Annotated in this window: 17 protein-coding genes, 2 pseudogenes and 1 riboswitch; of the genes and pseudogenes, 2 read left to right on the forward strand and 17 right to left on the reverse strand. The window is 46.7% G+C overall.

Annotated features, from left to right (window positions below; translation table 11 throughout):
* From C230_RS19235 to C230_RS23815, 8 genes are all read right to left on the reverse strand, one after another.
* Window positions 1-1276, reverse strand: a 1276-nt coding sequence (locus C230_RS19235; RefSeq protein WP_018130594.1) for an HD-GYP domain-containing protein, incomplete at its 3' end; no start/stop codon positions are given.
* Complete coding sequence (locus C230_RS0103140; protein WP_018130595.1) at window positions 1273-1803, reverse strand: DUF5317 family protein; 531 nt, start codon at window positions 1801-1803, stop codon at window positions 1273-1275. The genes C230_RS19235 and C230_RS0103140, both read right to left, overlap by 4 nt.
* A gap of 174 nt (window positions 1804-1977) precedes the next feature.
* A riboswitch (cyclic di-GMP riboswitch) is annotated at window positions 1978-2068 on the reverse strand.
* Window positions 2069-2119: 51 nt separating this feature from the next.
* On the reverse strand, window positions 2120-2425 hold the full coding sequence (locus tag C230_RS0103150) for an STAS domain-containing protein (RefSeq protein ID WP_018130596.1): 306 nt from the start codon (window positions 2423-2425) through the stop codon (window positions 2120-2122).
* A 2-nt stretch (window positions 2426-2427) separates the two neighbouring features.
* Complete coding sequence (locus C230_RS0103155; RefSeq protein WP_018130597.1) at window positions 2428-4521, reverse strand: flagellar assembly protein A; 2094 nt, start codon at window positions 4519-4521, stop codon at window positions 2428-2430.
* Window positions 4509-5321: a PP2C family protein-serine/threonine phosphatase gene (locus tag C230_RS0103160; protein WP_169332825.1), complete on the reverse strand. Its 813-nt coding sequence runs from the start codon at window positions 5319-5321 to the stop codon at window positions 4509-4511. Before C230_RS0103160 ends, C230_RS0103155 begins: the two co-directional genes overlap by 13 nt.
* Complete coding sequence (locus C230_RS0103165) at window positions 5308-5637, reverse strand: STAS domain-containing protein (RefSeq protein ID WP_018130599.1); 330 nt, start codon at window positions 5635-5637, stop codon at window positions 5308-5310. Before C230_RS0103165 ends, C230_RS0103160 begins: the two co-directional genes overlap by 14 nt.
* Before the next feature lie 86 nt (window positions 5638-5723).
* Window positions 5724-6431: an EAL domain-containing protein gene (locus tag C230_RS0103170; protein ID WP_018130600.1), complete on the reverse strand. Its 708-nt coding sequence runs from the start codon at window positions 6429-6431 to the stop codon at window positions 5724-5726.
* Window positions 6428-6634 carry an aspartyl-phosphate phosphatase Spo0E family protein gene (locus tag C230_RS23815; RefSeq protein ID WP_018130601.1) on the reverse strand — a complete coding sequence of 69 codons (207 nt, stop codon included), beginning with the start codon at window positions 6632-6634 and terminating at the stop codon, window positions 6428-6430. The genes C230_RS0103170 and C230_RS23815 overlap by 4 nt, the downstream gene beginning before the upstream one ends.
* Before the next feature lie 95 nt (window positions 6635-6729).
* Between C230_RS23815 and C230_RS0103180 the strand changes: the two genes are divergently transcribed.
* The gene (locus tag C230_RS0103180; protein ID WP_018130602.1) at window positions 6730-7716 is read left to right on the forward strand and encodes a tyrosine-type recombinase/integrase; all 987 of its coding nucleotides are present in this window, start codon (window positions 6730-6732) and stop codon (window positions 7714-7716) included.
* Between the two features lie 1095 nt (window positions 7717-8811).
* Here C230_RS0103180 and C230_RS0103185 read toward each other — a convergent pair.
* The 7 genes and pseudogenes from C230_RS0103185 to C230_RS21190 all read right to left on the reverse strand — a co-directional run.
* Window positions 8812-9114: pseudogene (locus tag C230_RS0103185) on the reverse strand (serine hydrolase domain-containing protein); the annotation flags it as partial.
* Between the two features lie 190 nt (window positions 9115-9304).
* Window positions 9305-9499 carry an HPr family phosphocarrier protein gene (locus tag C230_RS23550; protein WP_083910431.1) on the reverse strand — a complete coding sequence of 65 codons (195 nt, stop codon included), beginning with the start codon at window positions 9497-9499 and terminating at the stop codon, window positions 9305-9307.
* An 88-nt stretch (window positions 9500-9587) separates the two neighbouring features.
* A pseudogene (nagE, locus tag C230_RS19240) lies at window positions 9588-11016 on the reverse strand (N-acetylglucosamine-specific PTS transporter subunit IIBC).
* A gap of 268 nt (window positions 11017-11284) precedes the next feature.
* Entirely contained in the window at window positions 11285-11893 is a 609-nt protein-coding gene (locus C230_RS0103205; protein WP_018130605.1) for an SCO family protein, read from the reverse strand.
* Window positions 11894-11906: 13 nt separating this feature from the next.
* A complete protein-coding gene (locus C230_RS0103210) occupies window positions 11907-12239 on the reverse strand; it encodes a c-type cytochrome (RefSeq protein WP_018130606.1) in 333 nt (110 codons plus the stop codon).
* Between the two features lie 19 nt (window positions 12240-12258).
* The gene (locus C230_RS23820; RefSeq protein ID WP_018130607.1) at window positions 12259-12585 is read right to left on the reverse strand and encodes a c-type cytochrome; all 327 of its coding nucleotides are present in this window, start codon (window positions 12583-12585) and stop codon (window positions 12259-12261) included.
* Window positions 12586-12616: 31 nt separating this feature from the next.
* Window positions 12617-13042 carry a FixH family protein gene (locus tag C230_RS21190; RefSeq protein WP_018130608.1) on the reverse strand — a complete coding sequence of 142 codons (426 nt, stop codon included), beginning with the start codon at window positions 13040-13042 and terminating at the stop codon, window positions 12617-12619.
* 274 nt (window positions 13043-13316) lie between these two features.
* On the opposite strand from C230_RS21190, the gene C230_RS0103225 reads away from it, so the two are divergent.
* A complete protein-coding gene (locus C230_RS0103225; protein ID WP_018130609.1) occupies window positions 13317-14702 on the forward strand; it encodes a PepSY-associated TM helix domain-containing protein in 1386 nt (461 codons plus the stop codon).
* A 550-nt stretch (window positions 14703-15252) separates the two neighbouring features.
* Here C230_RS0103225 and C230_RS0103240 read toward each other — a convergent pair.
* A complete protein-coding gene (locus C230_RS0103240) occupies window positions 15253-16596 on the reverse strand; it encodes an MFS transporter (RefSeq protein ID WP_018130612.1) in 1344 nt (447 codons plus the stop codon).
* Window positions 16597-16614: 18 nt separating this feature from the next.
* Window positions 16615-17313, reverse strand: a complete 699-nt coding sequence (locus C230_RS0103245; protein WP_018130613.1) for an aspartate/glutamate racemase family protein — start codon at window positions 17311-17313, stop codon at window positions 16615-16617.
* Between the last annotated feature and the right edge of the window lie 108 nt (window positions 17314-17421).

Below are 17421 nucleotides of genomic sequence, written 5' to 3' on the forward strand. Positions count from 1 at the left end.
TTTTTACTTCGGATTCCGACTCTGCAATGGCTGTTGCTTCCATCGCCAGTTCCTCTGGAACCGGCAAGCACAGCCGAATATACGAAATGGTCTCAACGGTGATTTGCCCGACCAACGAAGGATCTAATACGTTACCGCTTAATTGCAGTAATAGTTGATATACCGTTTCGTCATTGGAATGCCTTTTCATAATATGATCCAAGTGGTTACAGAGGGCCAGAATGCGGGCTTCCAAAGGAATCTCTGCACCTTTTAACCCTTTTGGGAATCCTTTTCCATCCCATTGTTCGTGGTGATAAAGAATCCATTCATCAAATTTTTTGTTCGGAAAAATCGAACGAATAATTTCGGCTCCTCTTTCACAATGAGTTTGATACTCTTTCTCTTCTGAAAGTGTAAGGGCACCGCGTTTCCGGAACACATGTACGGGTAGTAATGACTTTCCAATGTCATGGATAATTGCCATTTGAATCAAGTCGTGCTTTTTATTCTTTGGATAACGCAAATGCTCAATTAACATATCACAGATAATCCCGACGCGGGTACCGTGACCGGAGAGCTCGCCCGTTATCCTGTTTTCTAAGATCCGAATGAATTCTTTAGACGTATCCTGTCGTATACCAATTTGCTTGATATATTGAGTGGAGAAAAGTAGTACGACCAGGATGAAGAAGGTTGTATATAAAACTTCTCTTATGAGATCACTTGAATTTTGAGCATAAAGAAAACGTGAAACCACGATCGAGCTAACGAGAATCGGAACGATTAATTCCCGCAACTTAATGGGAAAATTATGAAACAAAGGTACCCCCATCACCGATCGATGAATCCCTGCTATCAGCAATGAGTTGGTCAGCTCATTTGCTGCCGACGCTAAAAATACCTGAAAAAATGTATTAAATTCTGTAAGTCGAATCGTCTCCAATGCCACAGATGCACTCAGAAAGTACATTCCTACAGTGACAAAATATCGAAACCACTTAACGTTTCGGATCGAACGATATCTTTTTATAAAGCTCAAAAGTGTACTGATAACAATCGTGACTGCACAGGCCGGCAGTCCGAATTTAAATAAAATACAGATATATCCAATAGCACTTGCGCTATAGTCATCTCCACTAATTAGTTTTATTGGGAAGAGTTCTAAAATAATAATAAACGAGGTGAATAGTATAAATTCTAAATAACTGTCGGCATGAAAATACAATATCCCCTCAAACAACGCATACAATCCAATGATAAATAAAGATCCCGTGTACCAGTTTAAATCTCTCATTCATCCCACCCCTTCCTCCTTGAATTCTTTATGATGAAAAGTATTAGTCCGATTCCAATAACAAGATCCCCAATACTTAAAACATAGTTCCTTCCGAGTGGTGTTATAAATGGAATCCAATCTCCCAACCACCAAAAAGGTGAGGTTTTCATCAGCTGGTGACGAGAATCGGAGTCAAAACCCATGTCCTCAAAGCCTGCTAATCTCATCGCGGTTTCAGATACAGGCATCAATCCTCCATGCAGAAGAAGGGACAAAACGTTCAGCAACGTTCCAGAAAATATCCATTTTACGCCGTACAAATGTCGATTCAGGAACAGACTAACGAGCATTCCCAAAAATGTAATGCCTAGCAATACGGGATGCTGTGAGTTTGTTTGGACCGCCAGAATTGCAAGTACCAACTGAATCAGAAAACAACCAATCATAACATATGGAACTTTGAATCTGATATTGAAAACAATCGAAACAGGGTTTCTTTTGAAAAGCAACGCCAAGCCAATTCCAGCAATGACAAAATAAATCATGGAAACCACTCGCCTTCAGTTAGTACTAAAGAAAGAACCGGGAGGAGAAGCTCCGCCCAGTTCTTTCTTCCGACACTTAGAACCATGGTTTGTTAATGATCGTTGCAAGTGCCATTGCAGTAAGTGCTGCGAGCGTTACGAAAGCAGAAGCCTTCTTCATCGCTTTCCCCTCCTTTCGGTAGCTGGCTGACATAGCAGGTATTCACCCGCCGTAGCCCCTATAGCTTTGCGTCCCCCGGTTTCCCAGAGTTTGCCTTTATCGTTCGGGGATTACCCGACATATATATGGTTTGACATTTCTATCAAAATTCCTTCTTTATCGACTAGCCAGCAAATCCTCCAGTCCAATAATCAAGAAAATTTCCTGTATTTCTTCATTTATATTTATAAATTTATATTCTGTTTCTTGTTCTTTTAACGTGCGTATTAAGTTTAACAATGATCCGATTCCTGTGGAATCGATAAACACCACATTCTTCATGTCCACACACACCATCGTTACAGACGTCAGATCCATCGCCGCAATGGTTTCCTCGAAAACGTCAACCCCCGAAATGTCCAAGGCGCCGTTCAATTGAATGTTGAACACATCATTTTCCCAATTTGTTTGGATACCCAACACATTTACACCCCACTATAGATAAGTTCATATTCCCGGTTTAGTCTTACGTGCAAAGGACCTGTCTCTTCAATAAACTTTTTAGAAACTGTCGATATTTTCACGACGGTATCCGGATACACGCGTTCCGTTTTTATAAATCCTTCTGCGCTTTTAACCCAAACCTCTGTCAAACTTCCTCCTTTTGAACCAATCTCACTGGCTACAACGCTGTTCCCTGCCTGTACCTTTCCTCCACGCAATGTTTCTGCTTTCATACTTCCTTTGCAATAAATGTCCGATCCATAGCAAAATCGCTCAACCACAACATCCCAAGCCGATTTGATGGAACTGTTGGTTAGGCTTTGCACCTGGATATTCATTTTTTTGTTGGAATCAAATTCGACTGCAGAAATTACATTTTCCATGTACTTCACTACAGAATCGAGTTGATCCAATGTCTTGATAAGCGGATGAAAATACAGAAATGACTTTTCGAGAAAATCGACCACTTGGAAAGTATCCTCATCAAAACTATCCTTCTCGTCCTTGATAACAGTACCCACTTCCCGAATCAGAACTGGCAGCTTCTTAAATTTGATTTCGGTTAGCAGCTTTAACAACGGTTGCAAACCCTTTTTTCCGATGTCTGATTTTGTGAAAGCACGGTTGGTTCCCAATTGTTTAACAACCACAATTAATTTTACTAGATCGTCACGTATTTCTTTAAATTTAGGAAGCATGTCGTCCCAAAACAAGTTGGAATACCCGCAGATGATTGTCGAACCAACCGCGGAACCATTGATTTTCGCATCCCCGCCTGTTTTTACCGTAGCATTTGAAACACTTCCCATAATATAGAGGTTGCCGCCCGCTTCTACGTACATCCCTTCCTCCACATCGCCAAGAATATACACATCCCCGCGGAAACGGATGTTCCCTGAATCCATGTTTACGTTCCCACGGTGTATGAATTGAGGAAGAATGCTGAAACACAGTGTATTATTGGAACGCCGGTCAATCTTGATGCGACCCGACCTGGTAGCCACTATCTTTCGGTCCAGTCCATAAACGGTTGTACCTTCACCGGCTATTACCGTAAGCTCCTTTACCTGAGGGACAGGCACCGTTTCCCCAAACACGTTCCACCCGCTGGTCCCAGGTTTAGCTGGAGTCGGGCGCCCTATGATTTCTCCCGCTCCAATACTTGGCAAACTGAAACGCTCTTTCCAATCGATACTTTCAGAGAGAATCAATTGGTCTTTCTGTTTTTTGAGCTTCTCATGAAACAGCTCAAATCCGCCGTCCTCTCCCGGAACTGGCTCAATTCCTTTCGCTATTACCGTGGTAACAGGTTCCTGTGACTGGCAGACACGTTCGATCTCATCATAATCGATCCCAAATCGAACTCCAATTTCTTTAAGTTTATCTAAAATATAGAATTCTGTAAAATCATTTTTTGCGATTTTTGTTTCAACCACTTCAAGTACAAGTTCTCGACTCGGCGGTAAATCTTTAAGCTCTCTAATTATGTAATAACCTGGAACAAACTCCAATAGAACGTGCATCTTATCATCGGAAACAGTTAATTTTAACGTAGAATCGACTACCTCTTCTTCTAATCGGACATCAATTTGATCTTCTTCTGTTACAATGACAGTTCCTCTAGCAGGTTGTCCATTGATTAAGACTGTAGCACCCTCGCAAATGGTTAGCAGAGGATAATGGTATTCCCCGTTTTTGCAGAAAATCTTGCCATCTTTAACCCAAGCTGTTCCTTCTGGAGCTTCAATTGAAAGCTCCTTCTTCGAATTAGAGACTGTCTCTAACAGCGTGCCTGGCGAAGGCATCTGTAACCACATTTCTGTTTCCTTCCCTTTCTTTTGTGGCCTTACATCTGAAACAGCAATTTCAGTAAATTGCTTATTGATATCAGTTGCGATTTCTGACTTTCTCTTTACAGTCGCTTGAATGACAACCGGTCTATGAAAGAAAAGACCTCGCCGCCCTTGATCGATCACTTCGAATTCGATTTCTTCTTTGGATACTTGTAGTTGCCTCGCCGCCCGTCGAACTGCTTTCTCCACAGTTTTTCCACGACTGACAATTACTCCGAACAACAGTTAACTTCTCCTTTCTCGCAGCGGATCGCTATGACTGTGACATCATCTCGTTTAAAATCTTGAGAGTACTGCTTTACGTCGCTGGTGATCGATTGAATCAGATCATCCATGGTTTGGTCTTTGTTTTTCGAAATCACTTGCATCAAACGGTCGTAACCATACTGCTGCCTATATGTATCCATCGCTTCAAAAATCCCGTCGGTACACCCGACTATTAAGTCACCTTTTGACAGTAAAATAGAATAATCCTTATACTCACGATTTCTCAAAATTCCGATTACAGTGCCTTTCCCTTCAAGTCGTTCAGGAAAATCTCGGTTCTTTCTCATTAGGATGGGACTTGGATGTCCAGCAGATGTATATAGAAACTCGGCCGAGTTAGTATCAAACATTCCACAAAACAAGGAAGCAAACGCCCGTAAACGTGTCAGATCCTTGTGAAGCGAGTTGTTCAGTTCAAACACCAGTTTTCCAGGACTAGCACAAGTACGTGTTAAACATCTGACCGTTGAACGTAACAAGACCATCAGAAGAAATGCAGGTATTCCCTTGCCCATTACATCACCAATGAACACCCAATATCGGCCGTTTCGTTCGTCATGTATAAAATCGTAATAATCTCCACTCAGATGAAAGGAGGGAATCGAAACTCCGACACAGGAAAGAGCGTCACAGTACGGTACATCATCGTGTAAAAGCATTTGCTGTATAAATTGCGCTGCTTGAACTTCCTCTTTAGCACTTTCGACTGTAAACATATATTTTTCAAATTGATATTGAAGTTCATTTGTTCTCATGAGCATTACCTTCCTCCAAATCACCCAACGCCTCAAATATTCCCATTTCATCTAAAATTTCATATATTATGTCCGGTAAGGATCGGAGTTTAAGATTACGTCCCTCTTCCCGAAACTCCATGATTTTTCGAACTAAAAGCCCAATTCCTGTTGAATCGATAAATGTAACTTTATTGAAATCTAGTACTACGGTTTGTTGCTTGATCCCATCAATTTCAGCTAATAATTGATTTACCGTTCCAATATCTACTTCCCCTTCAACATGAATTATAGTCAAACCGTCCAATATATCCCTAACCTTAAGTTTAAAATCCATAACGTCACCCAATTTTAATGAATTTGAATAATTCCAGGCATATACTGTTTGTATAAATTGAATTTTTAATATTTTCTTGAAACCAGCTATAAGATTGTGCCTTTTGAAAGTGCAAATGGATGGCCAAGAAGGAATCCCTGACCATATGGAATACCGAGTTCAACTAAAATCACTCTTTGTTTCTCTCTTTCGACCCCTTCCGCGATAAGCTGGGTTTTCACTTTCTCGGCAAACGCCACCAAACCCGCGATTACCCTGCGGGCCTGTTTGGATGTTTCCAGTGAAACAATGATGGACCGATCCAGCTTTATAAATTCAGGCTGCAATGCTTCTACCAACCAAAAATTCGAAAATCCCGTTCCAAAGTCATCAAGTGCAATCTTCACTCCATGTTTACGTAACACAGACAATTCCCTTTTTAAAGACTTAAGATCATCGATGTGAGTCTGTTCTGTAATTTCCAATACTAACTGTTGAAGCGGAAGTTCAAGCTTCGTTATATCTTCAAAAATAGCCCCTGTTTGTAATGCGCGAGGATGACAATTGAGAAACAACAGAGCATTTTGAATGATCGCTCGGGCTTTCTTAATCGCAATATCCCTTGCTTTAAAATCCAATAATATCTGCTGTTCTTCTGATTGATCAAATAATGCAGAAGGTAGAAGACACTTTCCTGAGCGAGTCCTCCCTCGAATCAATGCTTCAAATGCAAAGTTTGTTTGAGGTTCGGTTAATGGAACAATTCTCTGATATAGGGGGAATAGTTCAATGGTACTCCATCGATCCCCATTCATGTCTGCACCTCATCGGCCGAACTTTTACTATTCTTTAAGTATATACACATTTGATATTTGACAATTAGATTATCCAGCATAATACTTAAATGATATATATCAGAATGGGCAAATGACTTCCCGTTTTGAAACTCTTCATGAAGTTTTTCGCGTATCGTCTCTATCTCCTTTCTCAGTTGTCTCAAATTCTCCTGTTCAAACACCCTTACCCTTTTCCCCCTTACGTGTTCTTAAATGAATTTTTACTTGAATCTCTTTTTGTGCTGTTCTATTTCACCTGCCAAAGAAGATGAATAAAATGGAGTTCGTACAATACAAGTTGTTCGACATAAAGGGGGAAGAAGCAGTGCTGGAAACAACGGCTAATCAGATCTCAAATTACAGTGAGGCCATCCGTGAATTTTCAGATGAACAAATTATTAATATGTTCTTGGCAACATGCCATCGCTCTCAGTACACTCGTCGGAACTATAGACGAGCAATTGAACAATTTCGCCAATATACTTCCTACAAACCCTTACGTGAAGTCACATGGCGGGAGTTTGAAACGTATAAGCTTGCTCTGGAGCACGGGACCTTCAGTAAGAGCGGCAAGGCTCTGGCTCCTGCCACAGTAGCAAGTCTCATTGCTCCATTGCGCTCCCTGTATAAATGGGGAAGTGATTGCAATATTGGCATTTTTTCTCATAATCCTACAACCTCATTGCAGACACCCACCGTCCCGGTAAATAGCAAAAATCACTATCTCACCAAACGAGAGGTTTCTCAACTGTTGCAACAACTGAGAAAGCAGGGAGTCCGTGATTATCTGATTGGTCTAACTCTTGTCTTATTGGGATTACGAGTATCAGAGTTGATCTCAATTAAATGGGGAGATTTTCACACCGATCCTGCAGAAACATCGATCTGGCTAACGGTGGAGGGAAAGGGAGGAAAACAGAGAGAAGTAAAAGTGCCACAAACATTATGGGACAAGTTTTGTGAATTTATGAAACAAAAAAACAGAGATCAAAATCAAAAACTTTTCCCCTTAACAATAAGACAAGTCGAGCGCATTATTCAGAAAGCCCGTGAACAAAGTAAATTGAAGAAGAGGGTAACTCCTCATTGGTTACGGCATACCAGTGCTACGTTAGCTCTCCTGCATGGAGCTTCATTGCAGCAAGTTCAGGAGACTCTCGGGCATGCTCAGATTACGACCACCCAACGTTATCTACATACGGTCGAACAAATCAAAAAAGCAGCACCCGATTTTGTTGAGGACGGCTTAAAGGAAATCCTATAGATAGAAATGGAGGAGACAATTTTGAGATTCAATAGAGCGAATTGCAGTCTCCAGCACCCAGACGGAACAAGAATTGAGAGGTATGGCACCAAGCGATCCCCGTGTGTCCCATGGTTCTGGGTTGGATTCAGTCCGATGGCCTACTGCTTGGTTTTCGCGTTTCGGCCACGACTTGGCGGATTGTGCTTGAACATTTTACGCGACCGAGCGTTTCCCGTCGCAACCCCATATGTTAGTTTTCAAAGTGCACTTTGATTTGATTATACCACAATGCGCTTCATCCCACGATTCATACCGTGGGGGATTCGCGTGGGATTTCTGTAACCACGGATCAAAAAAGGGTGCATCGCAAATAGCTCAATGGATTTGTTTATTGTATATTGGTCAAATAGGTAGTATAATATGTCTAATCTTATCGAAACGTAAAGAATGATGTCGAACAACTTGTATTGTACGACATCAATAAAAAAAATAAAATATTCATTCCAAAATGATTCAAGAACAGGGCATGCCGATAGCGCAAGAGGCCGGTGAGACTGGCGCGGTTGTTACAAGTGGACAAATAGTCCGACAAGCGAGAGTTCATGCACCGAAGATATGAAGGCTGGTTATACCTAGTCAGTATCATGGATCTTTGCACACGAAAGCGTGTCCGCTGGCATACCGATGAGCGAATGACCAAGGCTTTGGTACTGCAAACCTTGGACTCGGCGTATTGTGGGTAGCCGCCAACTGAAGAGGTTCTGCATCATTCGTATCGAGGAAGCCGCGAACCTTATTTTCCACCTTTCTAAAAATAATCACGTCAAAAATCCGACTTGGTTTCACCTATGAAAAAAATTTCCCGAGACATGACCCCCCACTTCGTTTCAGACATAAAGGCTTGAAATTACACCTATCGACGGAGAATGATTTCACCTCATCGATAATCGACTAGGAGGGGGCGGCTAACCCCCCGTCCTCTCACACCACCTGGCATGCAGGTCCGCACTAGGCGGTTCCGAAAGGTTGACGGAGTTCCAGATAACGTACAAGCAAACTTTTCAGCCCTTGTGTTTCCCAATAGGAAGTGTCAAGGGCATGATTCAGGTTGCGGGACACCCTCTCAACCAACGCTCCCAGCGTGATGAAATTAAAATCGGTGTACACGCCGTTTGCCGTGAATTCAGGAATATACTTCGCTACCGGATCGTCCAGCTTGAACAACTTTTTGTCATACAGTTGTATCGCGGCGGTGGAGGTAAAAAGCTTGCTGACCGATGCCAAATCGAAAATCGTATTGTTCTCCATCGGCACCGGATTTTGCAGCGGGGTGAACCTGTCATCCGCATATTTTGCTGCATATCCGTACGCTTCGTTCTTTACAACGATTCCCCGTCTGGCCACAAGCACGACGGCCGATGCCTTTTCCGAACACGATCGAATTTTTTCCCGACGAGAGCTTTGCCATCACCACGTTGTGGGACAGCACAAGGACGATTTTTCGTTGCAACACTGTTATCCCCCCGCTGCAACTGCACGGCGGCGCAATCTCACTCTGCGTCCTTCCGCCGCTGAACGCCCCGGCATGGGGCCACTGCATGGCGGCCTACTCGCGCATCGATTCCAGCAGAGCAGCCAACCGGTCGAGCGTCTCCGGGTCGGTCGGTTCCACCTCGAGCGTCACCTGCTCGCCGCTTCGCACCCCGAGGCTCATGATGCTGACGAGGCTTTTCGCGTTGATCTTCCTGCCGTCTTTGATCAGCCAGACGTCCGACCCGCATTTTTTCTCCCTGAAACGGATTCATCACGTGAATTCTCTTTTTGAAAAACATCGCGTTTCCTCCATGCTGGTTTCAGAATCATGAAGGGGGACACTGCTCCCCCTTCACTCAGGCGGGCATTAGTTTTTTCATCTCTTCTTTGATCAGTTCCGACTCGGTGCCGAACACGATTTGCACATTGCCTTTGCCAAGCCGCATGATTCCGGCCGCACCCAATTTTTTAATTCCGCTTCGTTGACCGCGCTTTCGTCTTTGAACACCAGCCGCAACCGGGTGATGCAGGCGTCCAGGCTGACGATGTTGGCCGCTCCGCCGATCAGCGGCAAAATCTGTTCTGCCCGCTGCCGGATGCCGGACTGTTGCGGTGTGACGATCGCCTGCTGCTGTTCCGCACTGTCGTCCTCACGTCCCGGTGTTTTCAGATCCAGCCAGCGGATCGCCAGGCGGAAGCCGAAGTAATACACGAGAAAATAGACGATGCCGACCGGAATCATCAAGAGCGGTTTGGTGGACAGGTTCCAGTTGATGAGATAATCGATCAGTCCGGCGGAAAAGCCAAATCCCAGCTTGATCCCCATCGCGTACGTCAGAGCCATCGCCAGCCCGGTGAGAATCGCATGAATCGCAAACAGCACGGGCGCCACAAACATGAACGAAAACTCGATCGGCTCGGTAATCCCCGTCAGAAAACTGGTCAAAGCGGCGCTGACCATGACCGACGCGACCACCTGCCTGTTTTGCGGCTCCGCTTCCTTCATCATGGCAAAACAGGCCGCTGGCAGACCGAACATCATCACCGGGAAGAAACCGGTCATAAACATGCCCGCCGTTTTATCCCCGGCAAAAAACCGCGACAGGTCGCCATGCACCACTTTGCCGGCCGCACCGGTGAAATCGCCGATCTGGAACCAGGCGATGCTGTTGATGATATGGTGCAGGCCGGTGGGAATCAGCAGCCGGTTGAGGAGGCCATACAAAAACATGCCGAAACCGCCGGCCGACACGATCCACATGCCGAGCGCCTGGATCGAGTTTTGCACCGGCAGCCAGATGAATCCCAAAATGATACCTGTTACCACCATCGCCAGCGAAGTGACGATCGGCACAAACCGTCTACCGCCAAAAAAGCCGAGCGCTTTCGGCAATTGGATGTCTTTGTACCGCTTGAACAGATAGACGGCGATCAACCCGGTCAGGATACCGCCCAGCACGCCCATATCGAGATGCACCTGCGGTTTTCCGTCCGGCCCCATCACATCGAACGTCTTTAACACGTTCGTCAGCACCAGATAGCCGATGACAGCCGCCAGACCGGCCACGCCCTCACCGCCGGAGATGCCCACCGCCACTCCGACCGCGAACAGCAGCGGCAGGTTGTCAAAGATCGCGCTGCCCCCCGCCAGGAATACCTTCGCCACATGGACCAGAAACGGATTTTGAAACTCCAGGGCGCCGATTCGTAGCAAAATCGCGGCAGCCGGCATGATGGCAATCGGATCAGCAGCGCTCGCCCGATCCTTTGCAAAAAGGCCAACACGTTCATTTTTGCCCCCCCTTTGGAAAATGGAAAAAGGCACCGCTCAGAAGCGTCCGCTTCCTGAGCTAGTGCCCTTTCGGTAACACGCTCACGTTCTTGACAAACATATTTTACGACTTGTTCGACTGTTTTGTCTAGACGGAAAAATCGCGACCTCTATGCGGGAATTCGACCAATGTTTGCGCTTTGCATCGCATAGTATGGCGAATCGCGGGAAATAAACTCCAATTTCTCCATCCTTTCTCTTGTTCGATTTTTCGATTCTCCCTTATTCGCGCACGAGCTGCAGAATGTTATCCAGCACTTTGTTGGTCGGCATCTGATCGCCCATCTGATACTTTCCCCGGACGTTGTTGTTCCGATCGACCAGGAAAAATTGGGTGGTGTGAGTGACCGAACCATCCGGCTCCTTTTCCACAAAGACGCCGAAATCGTTCGCTACCTTCTTGGTGGCCTCCTCAGTTCCCCGTAACAGTTTCCAACCGGACGGGTCAATTTTCAGATTTTTTGCATAGTTCTTCAACACGGCGGGAGAATCCCGTTCCGGATCAAACGTGATCGATACGAACACGACATCCTTGCCAAACAGATTTTTCTGTTTGAGTTGGTCCTGAATTTTCACCATGTTGGCGGTTGTAGTCGGGCAGATGTCCGGACAGTTCGCGTAGAAAAATTCGACCAGCCGAACTTTCCCGCCCAAATCACTAAATTTGACCGGCTGACCGTCCACGTTTTGCAATGTAAAATCGGGTGCTCGACTGATGACAGGGAGACGGGTCGCACCCCACCAGAACCAGTAGCCGATTCCCAAAACAACAGCCAGAGCGAGGAAAACGATCACCACTCGCAACCCGTTCTTTTGAATCCATATGTGCACGGATGGCAGCCCCCTATTTTTGTTTTGCTAACCAGTCTACCAATTCGGCAAGCTCCTGTTGATCCAGTCGTTGTTTAAATGGAGGCATGCCCCCTCCGCCATTCAGGATCCGGCTTTCGATCTGTTCTTTTGAAAGTTTGGCGCCAATCTTGCTCAAACTCGGTCCCGCCACGCCTTGCAATTGATTTCCGTGGCACCCCGCACAGTTCACTTGAAAGATTTGATAGCCCTTAGCACCGGTATCAACAACAGGCGCTTGCTGCTGCTGATTGGATGACGATGAGCAGCCGGCCGACATGAAAGCAAAACCAACTGCCAGCAATCCGACTCCGATTTTCCAATTCACATGAACCACCCCCGTGAGGTTACTTTTGACTTGCAAGATAGTCGACCAACAGCCTGATTTGTTTTTGATCCAACCGTTTCTCAAATGGCGGCATACCCGGAGCGCCTCGACGAATCACAGTTTCGATCTGGGCGGGTATCAGGCGGTTGCCGATCTGCCGTAGTGCAGGGCCGCTGATTCCTTGCATCTGGTCACCGTGGCAACCTGCACAATTTTGCCTGTAGGTGTGGAACAAATCCGTCTGGGTGGTGGCGGAAGGTGTGCAAGAGGGGGGAGTGCACCCTGCTAGGCCACCGACCCCAGCGATCAATAAAAAAACAGAGAGGACTTCCCGGCAAACACCCATCCTGTACACCTCTTTCCATACCGTTCGCTGGTTATCTAGCCGATTCGACCTGAAAATCCTTCGTTGGCATCTGATGGACGCCGCGGGCCGTCGTGTGCAGTGTCACGTGGTAATGCCCCGCTTGTCCAAATGTTTTTTGCACCACATAGGCTCCGTTTTGATCGGCGGCCGCCTTCACCTTTTCATGTTGGGAATCCCCCTCCCGCCAGATTTCCATTTCGATAGTGGCATCCGCAATCGGTTGCCCGTTTTGCGAAACGTGTTCGATCAACCGGGCCGCTTGGTTGACCACAACCGGATTCGGATCGGTGGAAAATTCAATCGTTAGCTTCTGGGGCACATCCATGCCCGTCTGATGATCATTGTGATGCCCCGTGTTCCCTTGCGAAGCGCAAGCGGTCAACAATACGATTGAAGGCACGACAGTCAGGAGAAACACACTTTTTTTACAATTCATTCGCTCACCCCTTTTCTCTCACTTTCAAGTCTAGTTCCTGCACGTTCCCCCCAAAATAGCCCGATCTGACTATTTACGTGACAGAATCATGAATCTTTCACAGCTGTTGTCAATTTCTTTTCACAAATCAATAGCCCTTTCGGGGCTACGAGCCGTTTCTGTCGGGATTTATACTGATTGTCGAGACAAAGGAGGGAGTGGCTGTAGCGAGTGGACAAGTGTGATAAAACGAGGCGTTTCGTAACACATCGAAATCAAAAGGGGGAGCACAAACATGACTGCGCAAGCGATCGAACAGCAAGACGCGGCAAGAAGCAAACCGTTGTACGCAGCGATCTGGCGCTGGCATTTTTATGCCGGAATCGTGTTCGCGCCATTTCTCATCCTGCTGGCTGTCACCGGCGGCATCTACCTGTTTAAACCGCAATTTGAATCATGGATGTATAAGGATTATTATTACGTTCAGGAAACCGATCCATCGAAATTGTCGCCATCCGCGCAAATCGAAGTGGTGAAAAAAGCCTATCCTGATGCGGTCGTTACCAAATACAAGCCGCCGATCGAAGCGGACCGGTCCGCGGAAGTGGGGGTCATCCACAACAAGCAACCGGCCACTGTGTATGTAAATCCTTACAACGGAAAAATTCTCGGGGAAATCCGGGACGATGACCGTATCATGGGGCAAATCAGGAAACTGCATGGCAAACTGATGATTGGAACCATCGGCGACCGACTGATTGAACTGGCCGCCTGTTGGGGAATGATCCTGCTGATCACGGGGATCTATCTGTGGTGGCCCCGTGGTCGCAAGTCCCTGTTAGGCACCCTGGTTCCCCGTTTGAACAAGGGAAAACGGATCTTCTGGCGAGACTTGCACGCCGTACCCGCTTTTTGGCTGTCCCTGTTCGTCGCGTTCCTGATTCTGACCGGTTTGCCCTGGTCCGGACTGTGGGGAGAAATGATTAAAAGCGTTGCCACTGCCACCCACACCGGGTACCCAGCCCACTTGTTTCCTTGGGATCCGAAGCCGGAATCGACGATTCCCACAAAAGAGGTGGGAAACGTTCCTTGGGCCGCGGAAAATCTGCCCGTTCCCAGTTCGGCAGAAAAAGCATCCGGTGTTACACCGGTACAGCCGATTTCCGTTGAAAAAGTGATGGAGATTGCAGCCGCCCGGCAGGTGCATCCGGGATATGATATCAGTTTCCCGAAAGGTCCGAAAGGAGTGTACACGGTTTTTGTATCAACTGGCAGGCCCCAGGACCAAGCGACTTTGCACATCGACCAATACAGCGGAAACGTGTTGGCCGATTTGCGGTTTAAGGATTACGGGATTTTGGCAAAACTCATTTCGATCGGGGTCGCCTTGCATCAGGGACAATATTTTGGTTTGGTGAATCAGATCGCCTGCCTGCTCGTCTGTATCGGACTCATCCTAATTTCGGTCAGCGGGATCGTGCTGTGGTGGAAAAGAAAACCCACCGGCCAGTTGGGATCTCCGCCGCTTCCCAGCAACTTTAAACTGCTCAAGGGCGTGGCCGTCATAGTCGTCGTGCTTGGCCTCGTGTTTCCGTTGGTAGGCGTTTCCCTGTTGCTTGTGTTGCTCCTGGATCGACTCGTCATCCACCGGATCCCTGCGATCAGGCAGTGGATGGCTTGAACACTCCGGTGGTCGCAAACTTCCATCCGCTCGTTGGCGACAAGGCCCCCCTGCAGACGCAGGGGGGCTTGTCATTGCTTGGTTCTGGCAGGCCGCTCACTCGAACTCCTGTGCCGCAATATGTTCCGGTTTCTTTCAAGCAATTTCATTATTTCGTCATGGAGTTTGCCACTGGGTATAATATTCTGTACCAACTCTTGAAAAAGTAACGGTGGCATTGTTCAATAAACACATTGAGTTATCCACAGTCCCCAAAAGGGTGCCTACTTCTAGATATTTACTGTCGAACCCGGGTTGTGGCATGTTCTTTGCGCCGTGCCCACTTCCTGGCTTTTCCGGTCCAGATACACCCGCGCTTTCCCGCCCGGGCCCATCACATCGAACTTCTTAACACATTCATTTATGCCCCCCTTTTGGAAAATGGAAAAAAGCACTGCTCAAAAGCGTCCGCTTCCTGAACCAGTGCTCTTTCGGTAACACGCAGGTGTTCTTCATCTCCAACAACAAGTTTCCCCTACGAGAGAAGCCAATGTTGTGCTTCCGCAATTTTTTAGTGCAAAATCTCTCCTTCCATCTCCCGCAAAAACAGGGTGGCAATGAACGTCACTACCAGGAACGCCGAAATAAAGGAGACCGTAACCAAAAAGCTAGTGTTAGCCGCCAACATAGCCCCGATCACGCTTGGTGCAATCGCGTTGGCCACCCGTTGAGCCGTTACTCCCCAAGAATAACTCACTCCTCGAATTTCAGTAGGATACAGTTCCCCCATCCAGGTATCCCATACCCCCCAAGCCCCCAGACTGAAGAAGGACAAAACAAAGTTCCAGATATACATCTCTGCCAAGGAATTCGAAGATGCAAAACCAAATCCGCCAATGGCAGCTAACAGCACGAATGAGAACATCACCTTCTTACGACCCAATTTTGCAGTCAAGTAAGAAGCAGTCATATAACCGGGGAACATAAATAGGGCGGAAATTGCCATAAATCCTAAACCTTGTGGTGCACTCAGCCCCTTTTTCGCCAGAAGCGCCGGCATCCACGAGGAAAGCGCCCAGTATCCCCAGGAGAAGCAAAAATTAATCACAGTTTGTAATACTGTCGGCCGCAAGTAACTCCCCTTGAAAATTTCGACGAAAGAACCCTCTTTCACATCTTCCACAACAAGCTCGACGTTCTCCAATTCATTGCCTAGCTTTCCTTCCGAAAGCTTTCCAATCACTTCTTTTGCTTCACCTTGACGACCTTTCCCAGCAAGCCAATAGGGAGATTCCGGAACAAGTGAAGATACAACCAAAAACCAAAGCCCTGCTAGAGAACTGACCCCAAGTATCCATCGCCAGCCAAGATCCATGAAGAAATAGGTCACACCGATGGCAATCAGGAATCCGACCGGCCAACCGGAAGCCAGATACACCGTTGCTTTTCCTCGCACCTTGACCGGCAACAGTTCCTCAAAGTAAGGAAACGTTGCCACCATCAATCCTGAAAGGGCGATCCCGGAAAGGAATCTCATCCACCAAAGCATATCGTAGCTCACGGAGAACGCACTGATCATCGAGATGATTCCATACAGGATAAGGCTATAGATGACAGACTTTTTCCGGCCAAATTTATCAACGAGTTTCCCCCAGACCAGACAGCCGGGAATCATCCCAAGAAAAATGGATCCAATTAAAGAACCGATTTGTGCTCCGTCCAGCTTGAATTCTGTCCCAATAGAACCACTGGCGAGAATGATGATCATCATCTCCCAGGCTTCAATTACAAACGAGAAAAAGAGAGACAAGCCCGCTTTCCAATGTGCTCCGGTCACCGGCATATTGTGAAACAGTTCCCCGACTTGTACCAACTTTTTTTGAGACCGAAAAATCTCATTTTGTGCCACTGACATGAGCGAATCCCCCTATTTTCATGAAAAGTTTTTTCCCCCAAACAGAGACCATTCAGATACTTCTTCTTCCGGCGGACTCTCATAGCTGGAATATTTACTATGAGACCACCCAAACCGATCCCGAAGTTCCACCAAATATTCCGCATATTTCAAAGGCACAACACTAGCATCCAGAACCGGCACCCCGACATTGCGCTGCACTTCCTGATAAAACCCGAACTCGATAGTGCAACCCAAAACCAGTACTTCAGCACCGTCTTTTCGTACCGCCTCTTCCGATGCTTCCAAAATCCTCCTTTTTGTCTCTTCATGCTTCTTTTGAAAATCGTGTACTCCCATTTCCAAAACCTTAAACGATGCCAACTTATCACCATAACCATATTTACGGACATTTTCTCGCATCTCCGGAACCCACTTATGCCGGCCAACAATAATTGAAAATGTATCCCCTAGTGTCGCCGCCAATCGAAGACAAGCTTCGGCCGGAGCAGTAACGACCATACGTTTTGCTAATTCTCTAGCTGCCCGCAACGCCGGGTCATAAAAACATCCAATTATAGCCGCGTCATAGCCTTGTTCTTCCGCTTTCCGAATTGTACACATCAGTTGAGGCATGACCATCATTTCATAGCAACTGTACTCAAGGTGTGTGGGGCCGCCAGGTGGAAAGGAGAGCACGTCCACATCTGTGGCCGGTCCCTTCACTCCCTGAAACATTGTTACCGCTCACGCTATTTGGCGGCGAGTGAGCGGTTTTTTGTCATGTTCAATGTCGGAGGATTCTTCGGATGATTGTCGTATCATGATCCGTATCGTAACGACAAT

This window comes from Effusibacillus pohliae DSM 22757, assembly GCF_000376225.1.
Lineage (GTDB): Bacteria > Bacillota > Bacilli > Tumebacillales > Effusibacillaceae > Effusibacillus > Effusibacillus pohliae.